Here is a 22,969-nt window from a genome sequence, read left to right as displayed (position 1 = left end):
AGTTACCTTATGCGCAAAATAATCGCTTCTATTACCCTCTCATCGGCACTCTTGCTGGGCGCCTGCAACACTGTGCAAGGTGTTGGGGACGATATCAAATCCGTTGGCCGGGCTGGCGAACGGGCGATCGATTAATCCATATCATCAGGAGAATTACCATGCGCAAGATTTTGGCATCATTGCTTATTTCATCAACCCTCGTGCTCGCGGCCTGTAATACGGTTCAGGGCGTCGGACAGGATATTGAATCGGTCGGCCGTGCGGGTGAAGACGCGATAAACTAAGCTATTCGGTAGCTTCCAGTTTCGCTCTTTTGCGTTCGGTAAACCACATGATTGCCAGCGATACCTCGTAAAGCATGATCAATGGCAGGCCGAGCAGGAACTGCGACACCACATCCGGCGGCGTCAAGATCGCGGCCAACACAAAGGCTGCGACGACCATATAGCGGCGCAGGCCTTTCAGTTGATCGCGTGTGACCAATCCTGCACGGTTGAGGAGCAACAACAGCACCGGTAACTGGAAACATACGCCAAAGGCCAGAATGAACCGCATCACCAGATCGAGATAGTCCCCCATGGCAGGCAAGGCCTCTTGGGTCATGCCGCCGACTTCGCCTTCAAAGCCGAGGAAAAAACGGAATGCCGTGGGCATGACAATATAATAGGCCAATGCTGCTCCGGCAGTGAATAATATCGGTGTGGCAAACAGAAACGGCAGAAACGCCTTTTTCTCGTTGGCATAAAGGCCGGGCGCGACAAAAGCCCAAAGCTGGTTGGAGATGATCGGAAAGGCGATAAAAAAGGCAGCGAACATTGCAACCTTTATTTCGACAAAAAAGGCTTCATAGAGCTTGGTATAGACCAGCTTCCCTTCACCCGGCGGGAAAGCGTCGGTTAACGGCACAACCAACATTCCGAATATCTCATCGGCGAAATAGAAGCTAGCGGCAAAAGCGATAGCCAGTGCCACAACCGACCAGACCAACCGCTGGCGCAGCTCGATCAGATGTTCGATCAGCGGCGCTTTGCTCTCATCGATATCGGGCGCGGACTGCTCGTTCATGCGCCCGGTTTTTCTGGCGGTTTTTCTGGTGTATCATCGCCCAACGGCAGATCAGGCTGGTCGCTGTCGCTTTTTTCCTCTGTCGCAGGTGGGCCATCCAATGGTTGCATAACCGGTTCATCGTCAGAAACCGTCGGATGCTCGAGCATGATACGCTCATTCTCCGCCGCCCATTTCTTTTCCATTTCCTGCAATTCCGCCTCGCGGACCATTGCGTCAAAGCCGGTGCGGAAATTACCCATGACGCCGCGTGCCTTTGCCATCCAGCGGCCAGCTGTTGCCAATGCGCGGGGCAGCTCTTTCGGGCCGATCACGACAATGGCAATGATCACGATAATCGCGATCTCGGATATGGAAAGGTCAAACATATCTGTGCGCCGCTATCCGGACCAGAATCCGGTCGGCTCTTCTCAGCTGACCGTCTTGTCGGACGTTGCCGCCTTGTCTGCGCTGACATCCGCTGGTTTGCTGTCAATCTGGGCCGAAGCCTTGGCGCTTTCCTCTTCTTCGGTAATGCCTTTTTTGAAGGAACGGATCCCTTTGCCGACATCGCCCATCATTTCCGAAATCCGGCCGCGACCGAACAGGATCAGCACCAACGCTGCTACAATTAAAATCTGCCAAATACTCGGTTGCATCGAAAATCTCCTGATCTATGCCCTCTACTTAAGCGCTTTCCGCCTCATTTTCCAGTGAATCGGCGGTGTCATCATCATTTTCTTGTGCACCATCTTCGTTAAGCTCTTGTTCCAGCGGCAATTCCTCTTCCGCCTCCATCTCCAGCCGTTCCATCGCCAGATCGACCGGGTCCAGCAAACCAGCGGCTTTCAGGTCATCAATGCCCGGCAGTTCCTTGCGGCTTTGCAGGCCGAAATGGGTTAGAAACTCAGCGGTTGTCGCGTAGATAAGCGGCCTTCCCGGTACTTCGCGACGCCCCGTTGGGCGAACCCAGCCTGCCTCCATCAGCACATCAAGCGTGCCTTTTGCCACTTGAACGCCCCTGATCGCTTCGATTTCCGCGCGACTGACCGGTTCGTGATAGGCGATGATTGCTAGCGTTTCCATGCCCGCGCGGCTCAATTTGCGCAGTTCCGCCCGCTCCCGACGCAGCAGGTGTGACAGGTCATGCGCCGTTTGAAAGTGCCAGCGGTCGCCGGTTTTTATCAGCGATATGCCGCGTCCAGAATAGTCGTTCTGCAGATCGTTGAGCGCAGCGCGGATATCTATTTCTTCGCCGACATAAAGTTGGATATCCGCAATCGTCATAGGGTTTTCCGACGCGAACAAGGTCGCCTCTACAGCCCGCGTGCCTTCATCCATTTCAACATTCATTCCCATGATCAGACTGCGATCATCATCCACTGGCTTATCCATCACTGCTTGCTTTCAATTTTAGGGGCGCAAAACTCTCATCCTGACTCAGCACCAATTTTCCCTGACGTGCCAGTTCCAATGCGGCAACGAAACTAGATGCCAAAGCCGACTTTCGTAGCTGCGGCGGCGCGCCTGGCGGGAGAAAATCCCTGATATCCGTCCAGTCGATCGCTTCACCAAGCATCAACGACACTCGCGCCAACGCGTCTTCCAGCGTCATTACCATCCGCTGTTTGACGATGTGCACTGGCGGAATATTGCGCAATTTGACCCGGCCATAGGCGGAGATCAGGTCATAATATTCTGCCTGCCAATGCCGGTTTTTTACAACGCGCAGACCTTCCGGTGCCCCGCGAGCAAAAACATCACGGCCAATCCGGTCACGGGCCAGCAATCGCGCGCCGGCCTCCCGCATGGCGTTGAGCCGTTCCAGCCGCATTTGCAGACGCAGAGCCAGTTCTTCCGGCGAAGGATCCACCTCCGGATCCTTGGGCAGCAGCAAGCCGGATTTGAGATAGGTCAACCATGCCGCCATCACCAGATAATCTGCCGCTAACTCCAGCTTCAGACTTTGTGCGTCGGCGATATATTTCAGATATTGCTGGACCAGCTCCAGGATCGAGATTTCCCGCAAATCCACTTTCTGGTTGCGCGCCAAGGCCAGAAGCAAATCAAGCGGGCCTTCCCAGCCATCGATATTTAGCGTGAGCGCTGCCTCTTCCTCGCTAGCAGCTTGGGTAAAGAAAAACCCCTCTTCGTCCGACTCTTCGATAATTTCCGGCTTGTCTGTCATTAGGCCGCCGCCAGCAATGCGTCTCGGCGGGATAACAGCTCGACCAATTCCACCTGTTCACCAGCCTGACCCAATGTGGCCATGGCTTTGTCCAGCCGTTCGCGGGATTTGTCGCTAATCTCACCCAGCAGGTCAGCAATGCCGACCATCTCATCCATCCGGCCCCAGCAATTAAGCGCAATATCACAACCCGCCGCGACCACATCACGTGCGCGTTCGGGCACTTCGCCTTTCAATGCTTTCATGTCGAGATCGTCCGAGAACAGCAGCCCGTCAAAGCCGATGGCCTCGCGAATGATATTGTCGATCACCGTTGGTGACAGACTTGCGCAGCGCTCTGCATCCCAGGCGGTATAGACAATATGTGCGGTCATCCCCATCGGTGCATCCGAAAGCGAACGAAACGGAGCGATATCGGTTTCCAGTTCTTCGGCAGAAGCGCTTACTTTCGGCAATTCCATATGGCTATCAACCACAGCGCGGCCGTGGCCCGGCATATGTTTGACGACGCTCACCGCGCCGCCCTTGGTCTGGCCGTCGATCACCGCACGACCCAAGGCCGCCACCTGCATCGGATCGCTGCCCATCGCACGGTTGCCAATGGCATCCACAGTGTCCGGCTGACGAACATCGAGCAGCGGCAGGCAATTGACCGTAATGCCGACTTCACGAAGGCTTTCGGCAATCGCCTGTGCATTCAGCCGCGCCGCCTCTATCGCGGTTGCGGGCGCAATGTCGTAGAGCTTGTCAAAAGTTTCGCCGGGCGGGAATTTCGGCCAGACCGGTTCCTGCATCCGCGCAACCCGACCGCCTTCCTGATCGATCAATATCGCCAGATCATCGCGGCCATGTATAATACGCAGTTCATCGGTCAGCGCCCGTAACTGGTCCTTGGTTTCAACATTGCGGCCGAAAATAATATAGCCCGCTGGGTCGCTTTCCTTGAAAAACGCCTTTTCATCCGCCGTCAGGCTTAATCCCGACATACCAAAAATGACCGGCTTCATGACTTAACTCTACCCAATCCCGCGCATAATATGACTCATCATGCGGAAAATTGGCGGACCGGTAAAGCGGAAAGCGCCGTTATCCACAGCGCGTCCCCGATTTTCGACGCAGGCACCTTGCCGCGCTCACCCGAAGCGCGAGAGGAAACCGATATCTTTAAAGCTTATTGTGGAACGACGAGGCAGCTTTCACCTGCTGCTTTCAAACCGTTGCACACCTGTTGCGCTGCCTGAACGTTCGGAGCCACCGCATTGAGGCGATAGATAGTTCCACCTTCAACCGTGCCTTGCACAATTTTCTTCGGCAAGGCGCCAATGTCAGCAAAGCGTCGGCTGAAACCGGACCAGGCGCTATCGGCCTGCCCGGCGGAACTGAATGCACCAAGCTGAATCATTGCACTGCCGGGAGCTGATGGAGCAACAGTTGCAGCTTTCTTGATCGGAGCCTCTACAGGCGGCGCTGTGCCAAGTTTACCTGCTGTGCCTTGTCCTTCGGAAGCCGCAAAACTGGCGTCGCCTTCGCCTTCGAACTGCTTGGCCTGCGGATCATCAGGGCGTATTTTATAATCGCCTTCCTGTGCCGCGATCAATGTGCCGTCGCCGCTCAGTCCACCTGCATCGCGGTTCTGCATCCAATAGATGCCGCCGACAATTGCTGCCAGCAGCGCTATGGCCAAACCTACAAACAAGGCGACACGAAGGGGAGAATATTCATCCTCTCCATCATAGTCTTCGGCAGATTCCAGCCAAGGTAGACGATTGTCATCGTCCAGATCCAGACTATCACTATTCACATCAGACATTACTCAAACCCCACAGCAATTCTCGAACGCTCACATCTTGTCAGCGGCACTGACCCCCATCAGCGCGAGACCGTTCTTAATTACTTGCCCTAAATATTTAGCTAAGAAAAGCCTAGCAGACGTCATGGCAGGGTCGTTAACCATGATGATCCGCATTTCCGGCCGATCATTGCCCATATTCCAGAAGGCGTGAAACGCCGCTGCGAGGTCGTTGAGGTAGAAAGCAATCCGGTGCGGTTCACGACTCATCGCGGCCGATTCGACGATTCTCGGGAATTGAGCTGCCTGTTTGATAAGGTCGAGCTCTTCGGCGCCAAGCTTGTCGAGATGATCGGCTGAGGGAAGGATGTTTTCCTCGTCCGCCGCTTTGCGCAAGGTGGATTGAATCCGGGCATGGGCATATTGCACATAGAATACCGGATTGTCCCGTGACGCCTCGGCTACCTTGGCAAAATCAAAGTCCATCTGCGCATCGGCCTTGCGGGTCAGCATCGTGAAACGCACCGCATCCTTGCCCACTTCTTCGACCATGTCGGCGATAGTGACAAAATTGCCCGAACGTTTCGACATCTTCTCCGGCTCGCCATCACGCAGCAACCGCACCATCTGGATCAGCTTCACGTCAAATTTGGTTTTGCCCTCGGTCAGCGCCGCCACGGCAGCCTTGATCCGCTTGACCGTGCCGGAATGATCGGCACCCCAAATATCAATCAGCTCATCAGCCTTTTGGGCTTTCTGAAAATGATAAGCGAGATCGCCACCAAAATAGGTCCAGCGGCCATTGGACTTCTTGATCGGCCGGTCCTGATCATCTCCAAATTGGGTAGAACGGAACAACGGCAGCTCTACTGGTTCCCAATCGTCAATGGTCTTGCCCTTGGGTTTTTCAAGGACACCGTCATAGACCAGATCGCGGGACCGCAATTCGGCTTCGGCGGCATCTGCTTTGCCGGCTTCATGTAACTCCGCTTCAGACGAGAAAACATCATGCTCGATGCCCAATAGTGCGAGATCGGCCCGGATCATGTCCATCATGCCGGCTACGGCGGCCTTGCGGAACATCGGTAACCATTCATCAATCGGCGCATCAACATATTTATCGCCATGTTGCTGCGCCAAGGCCCAGCCTACTGGCTTGAGATAGTCTCCGGGATAAAGCCCCTCAGGAATTGCCAAAATCGTCTCGCCTAGTGCCTCGCGATAACGGATATGGACAGATTCAGCGAGAATATCGACCTGCGCACCGGCGTCATTGACATAATATTCGCGGATCACCTTGTGCCCGATAAACTCGAGCAAATCAGCCAGCGCATCGCCTACGACTGCGCCGCGGCAATGCCCCATATGCATGGGGCCAGTTGGATTGGCTGATACATATTCAACATTGACGGTGACGCCCTGCCCCTTGTCAGAGCGGCCATAGTCCGCGCCCAATGCCTCGATTTCTTTCAGTTCCGCGATCAAAACAGCATCACTGACGCGCAGGTTTATAAATCCCGGTCCGGCCATTTCTGCCGTTTTGATATCATCAAGAGCTTCGAGTTTGCCGACAATCTTCTCCGCCAGATCGCGTGGTTTCTCTCCTGCTGCCTTTGACAGGACCATTGCAGCATTGGTTGACAAATCACCATGTGACGGATCGCGCGGTGGCTCCAGCGTCACATTTTTGCGATCAAGGTCAGCCGGTAGATCGCCATCTGACACCAGATCATCTAGTGCTTTATCAATATGTTGCTGGAAAATATGAAACAGCATCGCTTCACCCCAATTTTCAATAGATTATAGAGCCCGGACCCGCCGAGCCAAACAGAATTTGCGCCCGGAACCTTATCGGCCCAGAGCTTTGTTGACCAAGAGGTTTATCGGGTCGCGTTATATTGCAGCTGTTCCGGGGTCAGCTGAAAACCGATCAAAAGCTCAAAAGTTGACCTTGCTACCGCAGCTCGCACCGCTGGGTCCGCCAGCGGATCCAGTGCGGCATCAGGGTCTCCAGGTTTTCTTTTGCGTGTAATGCGTTCGATTACATCTTCTGGAAGCCGCGCAGCAGCCGCATCAACATAGGAGCCCGCTTTACCGGAAGCTGAAGCGCGATATTCGCCATCAGCGAAAGTCAGCGTTACATTTTTAACGCGCTTGGCAACTACGGCGGTCCCGCCCTGCACGACCGTCGAAAAATATGGTACGGTAACCGTTCGCGAACCCTGGGGGCGAGAGCGGACCGCATAAACATCAAACGTAGCCTCAGAATAAATCCGCGCACCCTCGCTGTTACAAGTTGAACGGACGTTGGTGATATTGGCCACAACATCAATCGCACTCGCATCTGTGCTGTTCACGGGATCAAAAATGGTGACATCGCCTGTATAGTCGGGAACGGCAACCGCAGGACAACCACTTCGGGTTACGCTAACGCCAACACCGGAGCTGACATCGATGGCGCCGTCTTGCGCGCAACCCGCCAATGCCAAAACCGTTCCACCGGTCAATAGCAACTTATCGAAACGCCGTTTGAGTATCATGCTTATTCCTTGCCTTTTGTCCCATTTCGCGCAGATTTGACCTGCGTCCTTGTTCAGGGTTTGGAAACCCTTATCTATGCCTTTAAGAGCACGCAACCATCCATAGGATGAACAGACAGGCTTTTCGCCGCCTCCGTTTTTCATTAAGGCTTTGATTATGAATCATGCAGAATCAGGAAAACCCCGTATTAGCTTGCTTGTAGCAGCCCCTCGCGGTTTTTGCGCGGGCGTTGATCGGGCCATAAAAATCGTGGAACTGGCGATCGAAAAATATGGAGCTCCTGTCTATGTACGCCACGAAATTGTCCATAACCGCTATGTTGTGGATGAATTGAAAAAACTTGGTGCCGTATTCGTCGAGGAACTTGACGAGGTACCGGACGGTGTTCCGGTGGTCTTTTCAGCACACGGAGTGCCCAAAGCCGTACCGCACAAAGCAGAAGAACGCGGCCTGGAATATGTCGATGCTACTTGCCCTCTGGTGTCAAAGGTACATCGTCAGGCGGAACGACAGGTTGAGGCAGGGCGCCATATTATCTTCGTCGGACACGAAAATCATCCTGAAGTCATAGGCACTTTCGGCCAGGTCGACGAAGGCATGATGACTCTGGTCGAGACTCTGGATGATGTTGCCGCGCTAAAGCCAGCGGACCCGGAGAAGCTTTCATTCCTTACTCAGACCACCCTCTCGGTCGATGATACCAGAGCGATTGTCGAAGCGCTGCAGGAACGTTTCCCCAATATCGTCGGACCAAAAGGCGAAGATATCTGCTATGCAACGTCAAACCGTCAGGACGCGGTAAAACGCATAGCGAAGTCTTGCGATCTGGTTCTGGTTATCGGTGCGCCAAACAGCTCCAACAGCTTGCGCCTTGTAGAAGTTGCCGAGCGTGAAGGAACAGATGCCTATCTCATCCAGCGCGCCGATGACATTGATTTTGGCTGGGTCGAAGGTGTTGAAACGCTTGGCCTGACCGCCGGCGCCTCTGCTCCGGAAATATTGGTGCGCGAAGTCGTATCCCATCTTGAAGAACGTTACATCGTCGACGAACAAAAGATAAAAACGGCTGACGAGCGCATGGTTTTCAAGCTACCGCGTGGACTCGAAGCCGCCTGATGGCTGTTTATACCAAGGTCAGTGCTGAAGAGATTGAAACCTTCTTGGGCCGGTTTGATGTTGGCACATTAGTATCTGCCAAAGGCATAGCCGAGGGCGTAGAGAACAGTAATTACCTGATTGAAACGACGCAAGATCGGTTCATTTTGACGCTTTACGAGAAGCGCGTCGACCCGGACGATTTACCCTTCTTCATTGCGATGCTCGACCATTTGGCCGAGAAAAAACAACCGGTACCGCCGATGATCGCAGACCGCACTGGTACGAAAATACAAAATTTGTGCGGCCGACATGCTTGTCTGATCAAATTTCTTCCCGGTATTTCCGTGACGATGCCGACTGCGGCACAAGCCCGAGCCACGGGCCAAGCGCTAGGCGGCATGCATGATGCTCTACAAGACTTCAACATGCAGCGCGCCAATAGCATGGATCACGACACATGGCGCGAGCTCGCCGCTGATTGCGGTCCCGGCGGACTGAATGAAATTGCACCTGATCTCAATGATATCGTGGTGGCCGAACTCGATTATCTTGATGCACATTGGCCAGTCACATTGCCACAATCTGTCATCCATGCCGATTTGTTCCCGGACAATGTGCTGATGCTTGATGATGCGGTTACCGGCCTGATTGACTTTTATTTTTCCTGCACAGATGTTCGCGCCCATGACGTGGCTGTGACCCATGCGGCTTGGTGTTTTTCCGAAGATGGCGAACAGTTTGACGAAGCGATCTCGGCCGCGCTTCTGGAGGGCTATAGCGATGCATTTGATCTCAGCGCAGAAGAACGCGCGGCCCTGCCAGTTTTGGCACGGGGAGCGTCACTACGCTTTTTATTGACCCGTGCGTATGACTGGATCAACACGCCCGCCGACGCTCTGGTGACTCGCAAAGACCCGACCGCATTTCTCAATCGTCTGAAATATTATCAGGCCAATCCAGGGGTCTTCGTCGCATGAGTGATCTCTCTTTTGTCGAAATCGCAACAGACGGCGCGTGCAAGGGCAATCCCGGTCCGGGCGGCTGGGGAGCATTAATCCGGCATGGCAAAACAGAAAAGGAAATTTCCGGCGGCGAACCGGAGACGACCAACAACCGAATGGAATTGCGCGCTGCTATTGAAGCGCTCAATGCGTTAAAGCGGCCGTGCAGGGTCAAACTGTCGATTGACAGCACCTACGTGAAGGACGGTATCACCAAATGGGTGTTTAACTGGCAGAAAAATGGTTGGCGCACCGCAGGAAAAAAGCCGGTCAAAAATGCCGATCTATGGCAAGACCTCATCGAAGCGGTGAAACGCCATGATATCGAATGGCATTGGGTCAAGGGTCATGCCGGAGACGCGGACAACGAGCGCGCCGATATGCTGGCCAGCAATGCCGCGATGAACGTGGCTGCCGGCCATTGACGCAAATGTCATCCCGGCGCTGACCGGGATGACGGTAATTGTTTAGATAGCTATTAACTTAGCTGTTATCTTCAACCTCAGCGCCGGGGCCGTTTTTAATGATGGAAGCAATTGCATTTTTGGCGCTGGATTTGCTCTTATAACCTTCGGTTGAGAACATGATCTCGCTATTATGTTTAAAGCGAACCCGGAACTCGCCCTTTTTGTCCTTATAAATTTCAAATTTGTGCGCCATATTATCTGTCTCCATTTTAGGCCTATACTGGCCTTTGTCGGTCCGTATCGGACAGGAGATTTATTGCGTCTTAAGGCGCTGAACGCAATGATGAATTTATCAAGCCATCATAACGGCGAAACGCGAAGGATCGTATAGATCGAAATCCAGTCCCTTTACGGCAGCGTCTTTTTCCATACCCAGTAAAATCGATTTCCCCAGTTTCGCTGCGGCCGGTGCTGTCTGAATGCCAAAGCCTCCTTGCCCAGCAAACCAGAAAAAATCGGGCTGCTGGGGATCATATCCATAAACCGGCAGTCGATCAGGCGTAAAGCTGCGCAGCCCCGCCCATTTGCGGTTTACGCTTTTGATTTCGACGTCCAGTATCGATTGAAAGCGATCTATCGCCACCGCGACATCCCATTCTTCCGGCGCTACATCACTGGCAACAACCGGTGTTTCGTCATGCGGACTGAGCCAGAAACTACCGCCGGCTTCGGGCTTGAAATAGAAACTGCCGTCCAGTGCCACGACCAACGGCATATCTGGTGCGGACGGCGGATCGGTGTGTAACTGCACCATCGTTCGGCGCATCGGTTGAATTTCGATTGGCAACGCGCCTGCAAGACTGGCGATTTCGCTTGCCCATGCGCCAGCGGCATTGATTATCAACTTCGCGCCAATGGCATTATCGCCACTATTGATCACCCATCCGCTCTCGTCATGCGCAATTTCCTCGACCCGGGTGTTACAGGATAAGGCGACACCTTTGCGTTTCGCATCACGTATATAAGCCATGTGTAACCCGGCCACATCGATATCGCAGCAATCAGGCTCATAAACCGCTCGATCCCATCCTTGCTTCAGATGAGGCACGACAGCCGTAATATCATCCCGGTCCCATCGAACCATAGATATCCCGCTATCTTTGAACTCAGAGACGAAATCCTCCAGCAGATGCTGGTCACCGGCACGTCCGATATTGATGGCCCTGCGCTTCTTCAAAAAACTGGCCTCGGAAAACCTGGCGGGCGGATGATGGAGAAAATCGTAAGAAGCAGTGGTCAGCGGCTGCACCTGCGGCCCGCCATAGCTCTCCGTCCAAAATGCCGCTGACCGGCCGGTGCTGTGATATCCCGGTTGGTCTTCCGCTTCCAATATGATGACAGAGCAATGCCCGGCTATTTCTGACGCAATACTTGCGCCCGCAATTCCGGCCCCGATAATGGCAACATCATATTGGTTCATGGGTAAACTTACTCATTGCTGCGGTGCTACCCTATCTAGAAACTCAAAACTGGCTTGCAAGGCAGCATCCCGTACAGGGTCAGCCTCGCGGTAGATCTCGTGAGCACATTCTTTGCCGAATAGTTTAATCTCGGCATGGGGCAGCAAGTGTACAGCACGTTCTATGGTCGGATGGTCAACCAGTTCGTCCACTTCCGTTGCCAGAAAAAATACCGGGATATCCACTGCTTCAAGGTGCCTACGGTTTCTAAGCCCGCGGGTGGAAGAATAAGCCCGCTCTACCCAGCGCCAGCTTGCTGGCCCCAAACGCACATCCGGGCGTTCCCTAAACCAGAAAAATTCATCAGAATAGCGATCAGCGTCGTGAGTCAGCAAACCCTGCCGCAATATTTCCGGTTCCAATGGTTTTTCACTGACCTTCCAGGCGCGACGCTTCTCCCTCCCAAAGGCGCAGATCATTTTGGACAGTAGATGCGCAGTCCATTCAGGCATACCCCCGCCCGCTGGTGCCAACATTGGCGCACATAATATCGCGGCATCGGGATGAATGCGCTGTTCAGCCAGCGCACGGGTAACAAGATGACCACCCATGCTGTGACCGATGACTACATGAGGTCCACTATGCCCGCCCCGCCATTGTTCGTAAAAAGCACTCAGATCATCAACCCATGTCGCAAAGTCATCGATGTGCCCGACATGTGGATGCGGACCACATCGGCCCGAACCGCCCTGCCCTCGCCAATCGGGCGAAGTAACATTCCATCCAGCAGCGTGAAAATCGTTGAATGTCTCGAGATATTTTTCATAGAAATCTGCTCGACCGGTCATGAACAATATCGAACCGCGAGCATTACTCCTGGGCTGCGGCCATTCAAATTGCCGCAACGCCCAACCATCCGGGGCGTGCCAGATCAGCTCTTGCGCGTCTTCAGGGATGGAGCGTCGATCAAATACAGGCGGGTTTAATCGACTCAAAAATGGGCTCCGGCCATGATGGTTACTATTTGGTAAGGCATTTTTCTTAAAGCTGTTTCCCATGAACGGGGAACAACTCATTTACTTGCTCTGGGGCGGCTTGGCAATTGCGCTGATCGTGGCCGCGATCACTGATATCAAGAGCCGTCACATATCCAACAAGCTGAATCTGGCCATTGCATTGGGCGCACCCGTATTCTGGATCGCCAGCGACATGGCTTTCTGGCCAGACATGGTGTGGCAAATTGGCATCGCTACGGTCGTGTTTACCATATTTGCCGGAATGTTCGCGATCGGTGCGATGGGCGGCGGGGACGTAAAACTCCTTACAGCCATTGCGTTGTGGCTCCATTGGCTCACGCTAATTCAGATGTTGGTGATCATGTCCATCGCTGGCGGAGTCCTCACGCTGTTAATGATAACAGCTAAGAAAATCCAAAAAACTGAGGGTCCAGTAAAGGTCCCATATGGAGTTGCCATATCATTTGCAGGGCTTTGGATAATTAACGAACGATATTTTAACCATTTTACTTGAAAGAGAAATCTACCGCCAACGGATCATTCAGGGTGATCGATTCCGGTGGGGCATTCAGGAGGCGTAAGACGTCATGGACAAGAAGAAACTAATTTTGCTTATCGGCGCATTGGTAGTGGCTGCGGTCACAGCATTGCTCGCCAGAAGTATGTTCGCGGGTGCTGCTGCACCACAAGTGGAAGCGAAAAAGGTCGAAGTACTGGGGGACGAAGTTCTCGTCGCTTCGCGCGCCTTGCCCGTTGGCACTATCATTACGCCTGATGCCTTCAGCTTCCAGCCTTGGCCGGAAGACCTTGTTGAGGAAGCTTATTTCCAAAAAGAAGGTACGAGTATTGAATCTCTGAACGGTACAGTCGTTCGTAACGCTATTACTGCCGGACAGCCACTCACCAAAGGCGCTATTGTTAGCCCGGGTGACCGCGGCTTCCTGGCAGCAGCACTCGGCCCCGGCATGCGTGCCGTTACTATTCCTGTTTCTGGCTTGACCGGTGTTGCCGGTTTCGTGTTCCCGGGAGACCGAGTTGACCTGGTGCTAACACAGACAATTAAAGGTCAAGGACCGGAATTCAAAGTATCGGAAACGGTTATCCGTAATATTCGGGTTCTCGCTACCGATAACCGCGTTACCCAAACAACAAATGAGGCAGGTCAGGCCGTACCGGTCAAAACCAAGTTGGTTACGCTTGAAGCCACGCCGAAAATTGCTGAAAAAGTAGCTGTTGCCCAAACTTTGGGTACGCTGAGCCTGTCCCTTCGTTCGCTGGCTGATAGCACCGCAGAGCTTGAAGAAGCGATTGCCTCTGGTGAGATCAAACTGCCTAAAACCGATGATCCAGCCCAGGAAGCGGCTATGATCAAGTCTCTCGCAACACGGCCGGATTCCAAGAAATCAACCTTCTCAACCGGCGGTGAAGTGTCACGCTTTGAAGCACGCACCCCACCGCAGTTGACCAAAGAACAAAAGCCAGAAGGACCAAAAGTCCGGATAGCACGCGGTAATGCCGTCAATGAAGTTAAGTTTGGAGACAAATAATGGCCATTCAATATGCAAAGCATAACCGCCAAACAAACAAAATATCAGCAAAAAAGGTGATGGGCGCGGCTGTTACTTCCGTCCTGGCTCTAACCGTGTCCGTCAACAGCGCGACACCACTTAACGCTCAATCGGTCAAGATTACCGCACCACAATCCCGTGTTTCGGTTGCTGTTGGTCGTGGCAAGCTGATTACACTGCCGGCGCCGATCCAAGACGTTTTCATTGCTGAAGATGATATTGCCGACGTGCAGGTTCGCTCCCAACGCCAGCTATACATCTTTGGGAAGTCAGGCGGACAAACCAGCTTCTATGCAACTAGCCGTTCAGGCAAGGTCGTATATTCTGCGGAAGTTTCTGTTGGTGCTGAGATTTCATCGATTGACCAGATGCTGGGCTTAGCCATGCCAGACGCAAAAATTTCGGTGAGCACAACAAACAACTTTGTGCTTTTAACAGGAACAATCGCTAATCCGGATGATGCTGAAGAAGCAGAAAATCTGGTTCAGGCCTATGTTGGCGATGACACGCGTGTTGTTAGCAGACTAAAAACAGCGACCCCTTTGCAGGTCAATTTACGGGTCCGTTTTGCAGAAGTAGCTCGCTCGCTTGCCAAGAATATCAATGGCAACGTGACGACACGCGATACTACCAATGGTTTTCAATTTGGAGTTAACAGGGGTCGTAACTTCGGGGCGATTACTGATTTCGATACAAGTGGATTCCCCACGCTGGATGCTTCCAGCTTGTTCGGATTACCGGCAGGATCAATTTCCCTGCCATTTAACACGGCCACCGGTCAATTTGTTACGCAAGGCGGTACGGCATTTAACTTCAATCAAGCAAGTGGATTGGATGCCGTCACTGCGGCAGGGCGTCTGTTTGGATTGGATATTGCGACGGCTCTCGATGTATCTGAACGGATTGGTCTATCGACAACATTGGCATCGCCCAATTTAACCACCATTTCAGGTGAAACCGCAACCTTCCTCGCGGGTGGCCGATTCCCGATACCGCAATCCTCGGGCTTTGGTGAAGTTAGTGTTACCTACCAGAATTTTGGTGTTAGCCTTTCTTACACACCGACCGTTCTTTCAAACGGGCGTATCTCGATTCGCGTAAAACCAAGCGTATCGGAAATATCCTCACAAGGGGCCGTTCGTCTCAACGGATTTGAGATTCCGGCTATCTCTACAAGAGAGGCGGAAACCACAATTGAACTGGGTTCCGGCGAAAGCTTCATGATTGCTGGGTTGATGCAGAATAGCTACAGCTCATCCATTGATAAAACACCGGGATTGGCCGATATACCAGTGCTTGGTAACCTCTTCAAATCGGACGGATATCGAAAGAACGAAACCGAGTTGATGATCGTTGTGACACCATATCTCGTCAAACCGGTCAGCGACAGCGATATCGTCCTGCCCACCGATGGCTTCAAGCAAGCCAATGATTTTGAACGGCTGATTATGAACCGGCACAGTTCAACCGGTACCGGTGATCGCCCAAAACCAAAGGTTGCTCCACCGGTCGCATCGGGCCCTGCACTCAGCAGCATGTCCGCACCAGGCAGCAGTAAAACCGCCAAAAAGCCGAAGAAATCTGGTGGCGCTGCCCCCGGTTTCAGCTTCGATAAATAGTCCGTTTCAGGAGAAGACATCATGCGTTTTGTTTCTATAGCACTTGTAACCGCTCTCGGACTATCTGTCGCAGCATGCGGTAGCACGACAGCCAACCGTACCGTGTACAGCGAACGGCAACCGGTTGTTACCCGGTCCCACTTCGTGCTGGACGTCAACACGGCAGGATCGGGATCACTCCCCGATGCCGAGTTTCGCCGCCTTGCGGGCTGGTTTGATGCCTTGGATCTGGGATATGGAGATCGCGTTGCCATTGACGACCCGGGTTACAACGCCGGAGCCTCGGCTCGCGGTGCAGTTGAAGCCCTGGCCGCTCAAAAAGGATTATTGATCAGCGACATTGCCCCGGTAACCGAAGGCAATGTTCCAAGCGGCGCAATGCGCGTTGTTGTTTCACGCTCAACCGCAACCGTTCCTGGTTGCCCGGATTGGAGCAACCGCAGCCATACCGATTTTCAGGCTCGTACGAGCGAAAATTATGGATGCGGAGTTAACAGCACAATGGCGGCAATGATTGCCGATCCTGAAGATCTCGTGCGCGGCCAGGCCCGCGATGGCGAAGATCAGTCGGAAGCATCAAAAGCCATTCGTGCCTATCGTGACAAAGCCAAACAAGCTGGAGGCCTATAATGAACGCTCCCTGGAAACCCGGTGCCGTAAACGGACGTGATCCGTTCTCCGCTTTCGTATGTGATGAAGATACGCTGGACCTGCTGCGTCCTGTCGTAGAAGAGATGGGCTGGCCGGTAGACAAGTGCCACAAAGGTGGACTTCGCAACGCGGTGCAGTCGCTTTCTGTTGCGGCGAGCCCAAATATTCTGATGGTTGATCTGTCCGAATCTGGCGATCCATTGGCCGACATCAATTCTTTGGCTGAAGTCTGCGAACCTGGAACTGTGGTTATTGCCATGGGTCAGGTAAACGACGTCCGTCTTTACCGCGACCTGATCGTTAGCGGTCTGCAGGACTATCTCCTGAAACCGTTCAGCCCCGAACAATTGCGCGATGTACTGAGTCAGGCACAAGCCGTGCTCAACGCACCGAAAACCGATGAACAAGCTAGTGAGAAGCCACATGTTTCCACGGCAGTCATCGGGACCCGTGGAGGCGTCGGCGCATCGACGATTGCAACATCGCTTGCATGGTTACTCAGCAACGAGAAAGAGCGTTTGACCGCGCTTCTCGATCTTGATGTTCATTTCGGTACTGGCGCTCTGGCGTTGGACCTTGAGCCAGGCCGCGGACTTACCGATGCCATCGATAATCCCAGCCGGATCGACGGTCTGTTCATTGAACGGGCGATGATCAAGGCGAACGAGAAGCTGTCTCTGCTGTCGGCTGAGGCACCGATCAACTCGCCGATGATGACAGACGGAACAGCCTTTTTCCAATTGCAGGAAGAATTTCGTGCCGCCTTCGAATGCACGGTTATCGACCTGCCACGCGACATGCTGATCAACTATCCGCATCTCCTGGGCGATGTGAACGCGACCGTCATTGTCACGGAACTGACATTGGCTTCTGCCCGCGATGCTATTCGATTGCTGTCATGGCTGAAATCGCATGCAGCGCAGAGCAAAGTGATTGTTGTTGCCAACAAAGTGCAATCCGGTGGTCTGGAAATCTCCAGACAGGATTTTGAGAATTCGATCGAACGCAAAATCGATATCATGATCCCGGCCGACCCCAAAGCAGCCGCGCATGCAGCGAAATTGGGGCAAGCCTTTGTAGAAGCTGGTAAATCAAGCAAGGCGACCGGCAAGATTATTGCGCTGTCCGAACATATTCTTGGCACCGTCGAAGACGAAGGTGAAGAAGGCGAAGGCAAAGCAAAAACATCGCTGATGGACAAATTTGGAGGGATGAAATCACTCCTGCCATCAAAGAAGAAGAAAGAAGGCGAGACATCCGAATCGTGATGCCCAACCCGTTTCTTTCTAACATGCAAGGATGCACGTAATGGATATGATGCAGACAGCCATTCTGGGTGGAGGAATATTGCTAGTCCTTATGCTCATCGTGTTTGCTTTTGCCGGCCCTTCAGAGGCTACGGCAAAGGCAAAGCGTCTGGACAAAGTGCGCTTCCGTCATTCGGAAAGCACCAATGCCAAAATGGAAGAACAGATGAAAAAGGCGGTCAGTGCCCGCCGGAAAAACCATCGGCCCACTGGCGAAACGCTGTCGAGAATGGATATGCTCGCCATCCGGCTCGACCGAACCGGGCGCGAATGGACCATCAAGCAGTTTTTTTCGGTTTGCCTCGGAATCGCTGTTCTCGTCTGTGCCGGCCTGATCTTTCAGGGAGCGCCCTTGCTCCTTTGCATATTTGGGGGACTGGCGGTTGGATTTGGCCTACCGCATATGATTGTCGGCATCCTGATCAGCATGAGAGTCAGCAAGTTTACCGCTTCATTCCCTGATGCGATCGAACTTTTGGTTCGTGGTCTGCGTTCGGGTCTACCGGTAACGGAAACCATCGGTGTGGTTGCAAAGGAAATTGACGGACCTGTAGGCGAAGAATTTGCCAAGGTTGTTGACCGGATCAAAATTGGCCGGACAATGGAAGATGCTTTGCAGGAAAGCGCCAAACGGCTCGATACACCAGAATTCAAATTTTTCTGCATCACGCTCGCCATTCAACGTGAGACAGGTGGTAACCTGGCCGAAACGCTGGCCAACCTGGCAGATGTGCTGCGTAAACGTGGCCAGATGAAACTGAAAATCAAAGCCATGTCGTCGGAATCAAAGGCATCCGCCTACATTGTTGGTTCATTGCCATTCATCGTTTTCGCCTTGGTATGGTCGGTTAACCCGACTTATCTCGCTGGATTCTTTTACGAAGAACGCTTGATCATCGCTGGCCTCGGCGGGCTGACCTGGATGAGCATCGGTGTGTTCATCATGGCCAAAATGGTTAACTTTGAAATCTAAGAGGAAGGTGTAAGGCAATGCCCGATAGTGGTCCAACTTTACTGGGAATAGACGTCCTCTGGGTGGCAACCATATTGGCTGCCGTAGCAACGCTCGCTGTTGTGTTTGCAATCTATACGGCCGTAACCGTCCGAGATCCCATGGCGAAGCGTGTCAAATCGCTGAACGAACGGCGTGAACAGTTAAAGGCCGGTATCACCGCCTCAACAACCAAGAAGCGCGCTAAGCTGATCCAGCAGAACGATACAACTGATCGTATGCGCGGCATGCTGTCGTCTCTCAAAGTTTTGCAGGACGATCAGCTAAAAGAATCGCAGCAGAAACTGGCCCAGGCCGGTATCCGCTCGAAAGACCTCGCTTACGCGGTTATCTTCAGCCGTCTGGTCTTGCCGATTGTTCTCGGCGGCGCTGCTGCCCTCGCCCTTTATGGCTTTGATTACATGCCCGACTGGACACCGATCAAGAAGTTCGGTGCTTTCGCCGGTGCCTGCATCGCGGGTTATAAGGGCGCTGATGTTTATCTGAACAACCTGATTGCCAAGCGAACCGATCTGGTCCGCAAAGGCCTGCCAGACGCGATTGACCTTTTGGTCATCTGTGCCGAGGCTGGACTGACCGTCGACGCCGCTTTTGCCCGTGTGGCAAAGGAACTGGGCGATGCCTATCCCGAACTGGCGGATGAGTTTTCACTGACATCCATTGAGTTGGGCTTCCTCACAGAACGCCGTCAGGCTTTTGAGAATCTCGCCTATCGTGTGGCGTTGGAGCATGTCAAAGGCATGGTCACAACGATGATCCAGACCGAGAAATATGGTACGCCGCTAGCATCAGCCTTGCGCGTTCTCTCAGCAGAGTTCCGGAATGATCGGATGATGCGGGCTGAAGAAAAAGCCGCGCGTCTGCCAGCGATTATGACAATTCCGCTGATCCTGTTCATTCTGCCGACGCTATTTATCGTGATCCTTGGGCCGGCAGCCTGTTCGATCTCCGATACGATGATGTAGCTAAAGGCATCAAAACAAAAAATGAAAAAGAGCGGTCTTCAAAACCGCTCTTTTTTTGTTCGGGATACTGTCAAACCGGCTGTTCAACCGGCCGCGATATCATCAGCAGACTGTTTTATCTTAGCCAGCATTTCCGACAGATGCCGCTGATCATCGTCTGTCAGGACAGTCATCACCTTCTTTTCCATTGCTTCTGCTGCGGGCATGATCTGGTCATAAAGGTCGCGGCCATTCTGGCTGAGCATCAAATGATGAGAACGACCGTCGGCATTATTTGGACTGCGGCCCAACAACTGGCGATCCACCAGAGTTTTAACAGCCCGGTTTACTGTCACTTTGTCCATCAGGGTCGCTTCGACAAGCTGCCGCTGCGTCGATGCACCGCGATTGCCGAGAACAGCCATAACCCGCCATTCCGGGATTTTCAGCCCGAAGCGGCTCTTGTACTCGCTTGAAATCAGATCGCTCACCGCATTGGATGCGGTGGACAGTTGGTACGGGATAAAATCGTCAAGGTTAGCGGTCATAAGTAATATTTATTCAATTTTGGTTCGAAGTCCAATCCAAAATGTCCTCGGAAAAGCACGTTCGATAATATTGCTACTACTAACGGCCGTCTCTACCCGCGCATCAAACAGATTTTCAACCCGCCCTTCGACCAACAAACGATCATTCACTGCAAAAGCGAGACGGCCATCAATGGTGAATGCATCATCCAGTCGGCGGCTATTCTGATCATCTTCGAACTGATTGCCAATATATCGTAGTGACACAGACGCACCGGTGCCATTTTCCTGCTCCCAAAGCAGGCTGGCAGAAGCATTATGCTCAGGAATCTGTGCCGGACGTAATCCATCAACCGCAGCAGCATCTCCAGAGGCGTTTACTTCCGCATCAACATAGGAATAGGCGGCACGAGCGGATAAATTATTCACCAGGCTGCCAAGATCAAATTCGGTGTCGATTTCAATGCCTTTGGATTCAATGGAATCCAGATTTTGGCGCTGACGGAAGACGCCTGCCCCTGAGACGAAGCCGACACCTGGGAATAGTCCTGGCCCCGTGTCCAGTGTTACATTGGCAACCGCATCATCCAGTTCGTTGTAGAAAGCCGTGATCCCGATAGAGACAGATTCGCTATCCCAGTCCAGCCCCAGTTCCGCGCCTTTCACTCGCTCTGGCTCGAGCAGTTCATTCGCCGCAGTGGCATCTGGACCAACGCGGAAGGGCCGGAACAGTTCGTTCAACGTCGGCAAACGCCAGCCCAGATAGGCTGCACCGCGCAACGCCAATTGATCGGTCGCATCATATGCAAAGCCGCCGCGTGCCGTGAACTCGGTTCCGTCGCGATTATCAAATTGAGCGTCCGTGCGCACGGAACCCGGGAATGGGTTGATCAATTCAATCTCTCTGCGGAAGCCATCATCGATGGTCCAAAAATCAATGCGGCCACCGCCTGTCAGGGTTAGTGCCTCCGTGGCCTGCACGCTGGCCTCGACAAAGGCGCCATAAGTGGCGGTCGAGCCGCCCGCGTTGCGGCTGCGGCGCGGGGTGTCATCGTCGAGGAAGAAGAAATTCTCGTTTGTCTCGCCTTCCGTCCGCCGCCAGTCTCCGCCAACGCGCAGTTCGACATTGTCGCCAACCGGTGGCCGCACTTCAAACCTTGCACCAAGCCCGGTTGACGGCACATTAAACTGTTCAAACACTCGCCGGACACTGTTGCGATCCGCCGCGACACCGCCAAAGCTCACGTCAAAATTGCGGATCTGAACATACCCCAAGGCCGACCATTGCCAACCGGTATCGGACCGGTTGACCAGCCGGATGCTGGCATCAGCGCCGTCATTGTGATTTTCGCTAAACGCAAAGCCGCGTTCGCGATCATCGGTGAACGCGCGAACGTTGGCCTGCAGTTCGGTATTGTCGGTCAGCGGCGCGACATAGCGTACTGCAATACCGGCCTGCTCATATTCCGCCTGACGGTCAACATCGCCGCGCTGGCTTTCAATAATCGGCGTAAAGCCGTCACCACGTGCGTAGTTGGCCGAGATAGTGAGCTGTCCCTGCCCCAGTTCACGGCCAAAGAGCAGGTCCGCATCAACGCTATTACGGCTGCCATAAGCTGCACCCAATTCGATCAGATTGCCGACATCCTGGCTAAACAATTCAACGGTTCCTGCAATGGCACCTGATCCCTCGCTGCCGCTGCCACCACCGCGTGTTATTCGGGCTGAACCAAGTGCGAGCGCGTCATAGCCTGGCCAAGCTACCCAACCGCCAAAGGGATCGGCTTGCGGGACACCGTCAAGCAACAGGACAGCGCGCGACGAGGCGTTACCGCCCAACCCACGTATCGTAATCCCCTGGCTGGTCGGATTGGCAGAGCGCGCATCGGACCGGCGGAATTGCTGCAAACCGGGAACCGTGCGCAGTGTGTTCTCGATGCTGGATCGATCAGCAGCTTTGACGGTTACCGTTGAATAGACATTGTTTCCTTGAGGTTCTGCTAACCCATCAACTGTAATTACAAAGGCATCCGCTCCAAAGATCACACAACAAAGAGGATCGTCTGCTCCAGTCGAATCTGCAGCCTCTTGCCCCCAAGCAGGAAAGCTCACGAACGCCATTGTCGCCAGAAGCGGCAACGCCAAAATAGTTTTTTTCATTAGACTGTTTTCACCTGTTCGGGCGCTGCGTTATGAAACGCCGCCAGCTCATTGCATGCAGCATCAATCCGCACGAGTTTTGGAAAGGCCGTCATATCGGTTTCAAACCGGCGGCCATTATACATTTGCGGGACCAGACAGACATCGGCAAGATTGGGTGCATCGCCGCCAAAAAACCCGCTTTCCGGTGCCATGACTTCCAGCGCCTTAAAGCCCTCACTCACCCAATTGCGATACCAGATGTTGATCGCTTCCTTATCCTGACCCATTTCGTTTTTTAGATATTTCATGATCCGAAGATTGTTCACCGGATGAATATCCGCCGCGACTACCAGCGCTTGCGCCAGCGTCCGGCTGCGTTCCAGCGGGTCGCTCGATACCATGGGTGGTTCCGGAACTGTCGCATCAAGATAATCGATAATCGCCAGCGACTGGGTCAGATCGTGGCCGTCAATATGCAGCATCGGAATGAAACCCTGCGGATTGCGCGCAATATAATCCGCCTGTTTGGTGCTGTCGTCGAGCAGATTTTTTGTGACCGATTTATAGGCAATGCCCTTTAGGTTGAGCGCGATACGCACGCGGTAGCTGGCGGAGCTGCGCCAATAGTCATAGAGAATGATATCTGTCATGGAAC

General features: G+C 53.3%; 27 protein-coding genes. 12 read left to right on the top strand and 15 right to left on the bottom strand.

Annotated elements, in window-relative coordinates; translation table 11 throughout:
• The first annotated feature begins 9 nt into the window (after positions 1 to 9).
• Positions 10 to 135, top strand: a complete 126-nt coding sequence (locus DK507_RS11135; RefSeq protein WP_109356471.1) for an entericidin A/B family lipoprotein — start codon at positions 10 to 12, stop codon at positions 133 to 135.
• Positions 136 to 158: 23 nt separating this feature from the next.
• A complete protein-coding gene (locus DK507_RS11130; RefSeq protein ID WP_109356470.1) occupies positions 159 to 284 on the top strand; it encodes an entericidin A/B family lipoprotein in 126 nt (41 codons plus the stop codon).
• 1 nt (position 285) lies between these two features.
• Here DK507_RS11130 and tatC read toward each other — a convergent pair whose 3' ends face one another.
• From tatC to DK507_RS11085, 9 genes are all read right to left on the bottom strand, one after another.
• A complete protein-coding gene (gene tatC / locus DK507_RS11125) occupies positions 286 to 1,065 on the bottom strand; it encodes a twin-arginine translocase subunit TatC (RefSeq protein WP_109356469.1) in 780 nt (259 codons plus the stop codon).
• Positions 1,062 to 1,433, bottom strand: coding sequence for a Sec-independent protein translocase protein TatB (gene tatB / locus DK507_RS11120; RefSeq protein ID WP_109356468.1), 372 nt, complete (start codon positions 1,431 to 1,433; stop codon positions 1,062 to 1,064). The genes tatC and tatB overlap by 4 nt, the downstream gene beginning before the upstream one ends.
• Before the next feature lie 42 nt (positions 1,434 to 1,475).
• Positions 1,476 to 1,703: a twin-arginine translocase TatA/TatE family subunit gene (locus DK507_RS11115; RefSeq protein ID WP_109356467.1), complete on the bottom strand. Its 228-nt coding sequence runs from the start codon at positions 1,701 to 1,703 to the stop codon at positions 1,476 to 1,478.
• A 28-nt stretch (positions 1,704 to 1,731) separates the two neighbouring features.
• On the bottom strand, positions 1,732 to 2,397 hold the full coding sequence (gene scpB / locus DK507_RS11110; RefSeq protein ID WP_109357632.1) for an SMC-Scp complex subunit ScpB: 666 nt from the start codon (positions 2,395 to 2,397) through the stop codon (positions 1,732 to 1,734).
• Positions 2,398 to 2,431: 34 nt separating this feature from the next.
• The gene (locus DK507_RS11105) at positions 2,432 to 3,232 is read right to left on the bottom strand and encodes a ScpA family protein (RefSeq protein WP_109356466.1); all 801 of its coding nucleotides are present in this window, start codon (positions 3,230 to 3,232) and stop codon (positions 2,432 to 2,434) included.
• Entirely contained in the window at positions 3,232 to 4,239 is a 1,008-nt protein-coding gene (nagZ, locus tag DK507_RS11100; protein ID WP_109356465.1) for a beta-N-acetylhexosaminidase, read from the bottom strand. The genes DK507_RS11105 and nagZ overlap by 1 nt, the downstream gene beginning before the upstream one ends.
• A 164-nt stretch (positions 4,240 to 4,403) precedes the next feature.
• A complete protein-coding gene (locus tag DK507_RS11095) occupies positions 4,404 to 5,042 on the bottom strand; it encodes an SPOR domain-containing protein (RefSeq protein ID WP_109356464.1) in 639 nt (212 codons plus the stop codon).
• Between the two features lie 30 nt (positions 5,043 to 5,072).
• Complete coding sequence (gene argS / locus DK507_RS11090; protein ID WP_109356463.1) at positions 5,073 to 6,797, bottom strand: arginine--tRNA ligase; 1,725 nt, start codon at positions 6,795 to 6,797, stop codon at positions 5,073 to 5,075.
• Between the two features lie 104 nt (positions 6,798 to 6,901).
• Positions 6,902 to 7,561 (bottom strand): hypothetical protein, encoded by a 660-nt coding sequence (locus tag DK507_RS11085; protein WP_109357631.1) that lies wholly within the window; start codon positions 7,559 to 7,561, stop codon positions 6,902 to 6,904.
• A 157-nt stretch (positions 7,562 to 7,718) separates the two neighbouring features.
• Here DK507_RS11085 and ispH point away from each other — a divergent pair, with 157 nt between their 5' ends.
• Genes ispH through rnhA form a run of 3 tightly spaced genes read left to right on the top strand, consistent with a single transcriptional unit; the run spans position 7,719 to position 10,086 of the window.
• Entirely contained in the window at positions 7,719 to 8,678 is a 960-nt protein-coding gene (gene ispH / locus DK507_RS11080; RefSeq protein WP_109356462.1) for a 4-hydroxy-3-methylbut-2-enyl diphosphate reductase, read from the top strand.
• Positions 8,678 to 9,637, top strand: coding sequence for a homoserine kinase (gene thrB, locus DK507_RS11075; RefSeq protein ID WP_109356461.1), 960 nt, complete (start codon positions 8,678 to 8,680; stop codon positions 9,635 to 9,637). The genes ispH and thrB overlap by 1 nt, the downstream gene beginning before the upstream one ends.
• The gene (gene rnhA, locus DK507_RS11070; RefSeq protein ID WP_109356460.1) at positions 9,634 to 10,086 is read left to right on the top strand and encodes a ribonuclease HI; all 453 of its coding nucleotides are present in this window, start codon (positions 9,634 to 9,636) and stop codon (positions 10,084 to 10,086) included. The genes thrB and rnhA overlap by 4 nt, the downstream gene beginning before the upstream one ends.
• A 58-nt stretch (positions 10,087 to 10,144) precedes the next feature.
• Here rnhA and DK507_RS11065 read toward each other — a convergent pair whose 3' ends face one another.
• The 3 genes from DK507_RS11065 to DK507_RS11055 all read right to left on the bottom strand — a co-directional run bounded on the left by DK507_RS11065 (position 10,145) and on the right by DK507_RS11055 (position 12,523).
• The gene (locus tag DK507_RS11065) at positions 10,145 to 10,321 is read right to left on the bottom strand and encodes a DUF1508 domain-containing protein (protein WP_109356459.1); all 177 of its coding nucleotides are present in this window, start codon (positions 10,319 to 10,321) and stop codon (positions 10,145 to 10,147) included.
• 99 nt (positions 10,322 to 10,420) lie between these two features.
• Positions 10,421 to 11,548 carry an FAD-binding oxidoreductase gene (locus DK507_RS11060; RefSeq protein WP_109356458.1) on the bottom strand — a complete coding sequence of 376 codons (1,128 nt, stop codon included), beginning with the start codon at positions 11,546 to 11,548 and terminating at the stop codon, positions 10,421 to 10,423.
• Positions 11,549 to 11,560: 12 nt separating this feature from the next.
• Positions 11,561 to 12,523, bottom strand: coding sequence for an alpha/beta hydrolase (locus DK507_RS11055; protein WP_254054350.1), 963 nt, complete (start codon positions 12,521 to 12,523; stop codon positions 11,561 to 11,563).
• Positions 12,524 to 12,623: 100 nt separating this feature from the next.
• Between DK507_RS11055 and DK507_RS11050 the strand changes: the two genes are divergently transcribed.
• From DK507_RS11050 to DK507_RS11020, 7 genes are all read left to right on the top strand, one after another.
• Positions 12,624 to 13,058 (top strand): prepilin peptidase, encoded by a 435-nt coding sequence (locus tag DK507_RS11050; protein WP_254054349.1) that lies wholly within the window; start codon positions 12,624 to 12,626, stop codon positions 13,056 to 13,058.
• Positions 13,059 to 13,131: 73 nt separating this feature from the next.
• Positions 13,132 to 14,091 (top strand): Flp pilus assembly protein CpaB, encoded by a 960-nt coding sequence (cpaB, locus tag DK507_RS11045; RefSeq protein ID WP_109356456.1) that lies wholly within the window; start codon positions 13,132 to 13,134, stop codon positions 14,089 to 14,091.
• Entirely contained in the window at positions 14,091 to 15,731 is a 1,641-nt protein-coding gene (locus DK507_RS11040; RefSeq protein WP_109356455.1) for a type II and III secretion system protein family protein, read from the top strand. The genes cpaB and DK507_RS11040 overlap by 1 nt, the downstream gene beginning before the upstream one ends.
• 21 nt (positions 15,732 to 15,752) lie before the next feature.
• Entirely contained in the window at positions 15,753 to 16,361 is a 609-nt protein-coding gene (locus tag DK507_RS11035) for a CpaD family pilus assembly protein (RefSeq protein ID WP_109356454.1), read from the top strand.
• Positions 16,361 to 17,650 (top strand): pilus assembly protein CpaE, encoded by a 1,290-nt coding sequence (locus tag DK507_RS11030; protein ID WP_109356453.1) that lies wholly within the window; start codon positions 16,361 to 16,363, stop codon positions 17,648 to 17,650. The genes DK507_RS11035 and DK507_RS11030 overlap by 1 nt, the downstream gene beginning before the upstream one ends.
• A 40-nt stretch (positions 17,651 to 17,690) precedes the next feature.
• Complete coding sequence (locus DK507_RS11025) at positions 17,691 to 18,662, top strand: type II secretion system F family protein (protein WP_109356452.1); 972 nt, start codon at positions 17,691 to 17,693, stop codon at positions 18,660 to 18,662.
• A gap of 17 nt (positions 18,663 to 18,679) precedes the next feature.
• A complete protein-coding gene (locus tag DK507_RS11020) occupies positions 18,680 to 19,666 on the top strand; it encodes a type II secretion system F family protein (RefSeq protein WP_109356451.1) in 987 nt (328 codons plus the stop codon).
• Positions 19,667 to 19,749: 83 nt separating this feature from the next.
• On the opposite strand, the gene DK507_RS11015 is transcribed toward DK507_RS11020, so the two are convergent.
• Genes DK507_RS11015 through maiA form a run of 3 tightly spaced genes read right to left on the bottom strand, consistent with a single transcriptional unit; the run spans position 19,750 to position 22,964 of the window.
• Entirely contained in the window at positions 19,750 to 20,193 is a 444-nt protein-coding gene (locus DK507_RS11015; protein ID WP_109356450.1) for a MarR family winged helix-turn-helix transcriptional regulator, read from the bottom strand.
• A gap of 9 nt (positions 20,194 to 20,202) precedes the next feature.
• Positions 20,203 to 22,332, bottom strand: coding sequence for a TonB-dependent receptor (locus DK507_RS11010; protein WP_174209039.1), 2,130 nt, complete (start codon positions 22,330 to 22,332; stop codon positions 20,203 to 20,205).
• Complete coding sequence (gene maiA, locus DK507_RS11005; RefSeq protein WP_109356449.1) at positions 22,332 to 22,964, bottom strand: maleylacetoacetate isomerase; 633 nt, start codon at positions 22,962 to 22,964, stop codon at positions 22,332 to 22,334. Before maiA ends, DK507_RS11010 begins: the two co-directional genes overlap by 1 nt.
• Positions 22,965 to 22,969 lie beyond the last annotated feature (5 nt).

Source organism: Sphingorhabdus sp. EL138, assembly GCF_900258045.1.
In the GTDB taxonomy this organism is placed as follows: Bacteria; Pseudomonadota; Alphaproteobacteria; order Sphingomonadales; family Sphingomonadaceae; genus Parasphingorhabdus.
This window is presented reverse-complemented; position numbering and strand designations above follow the sequence as displayed.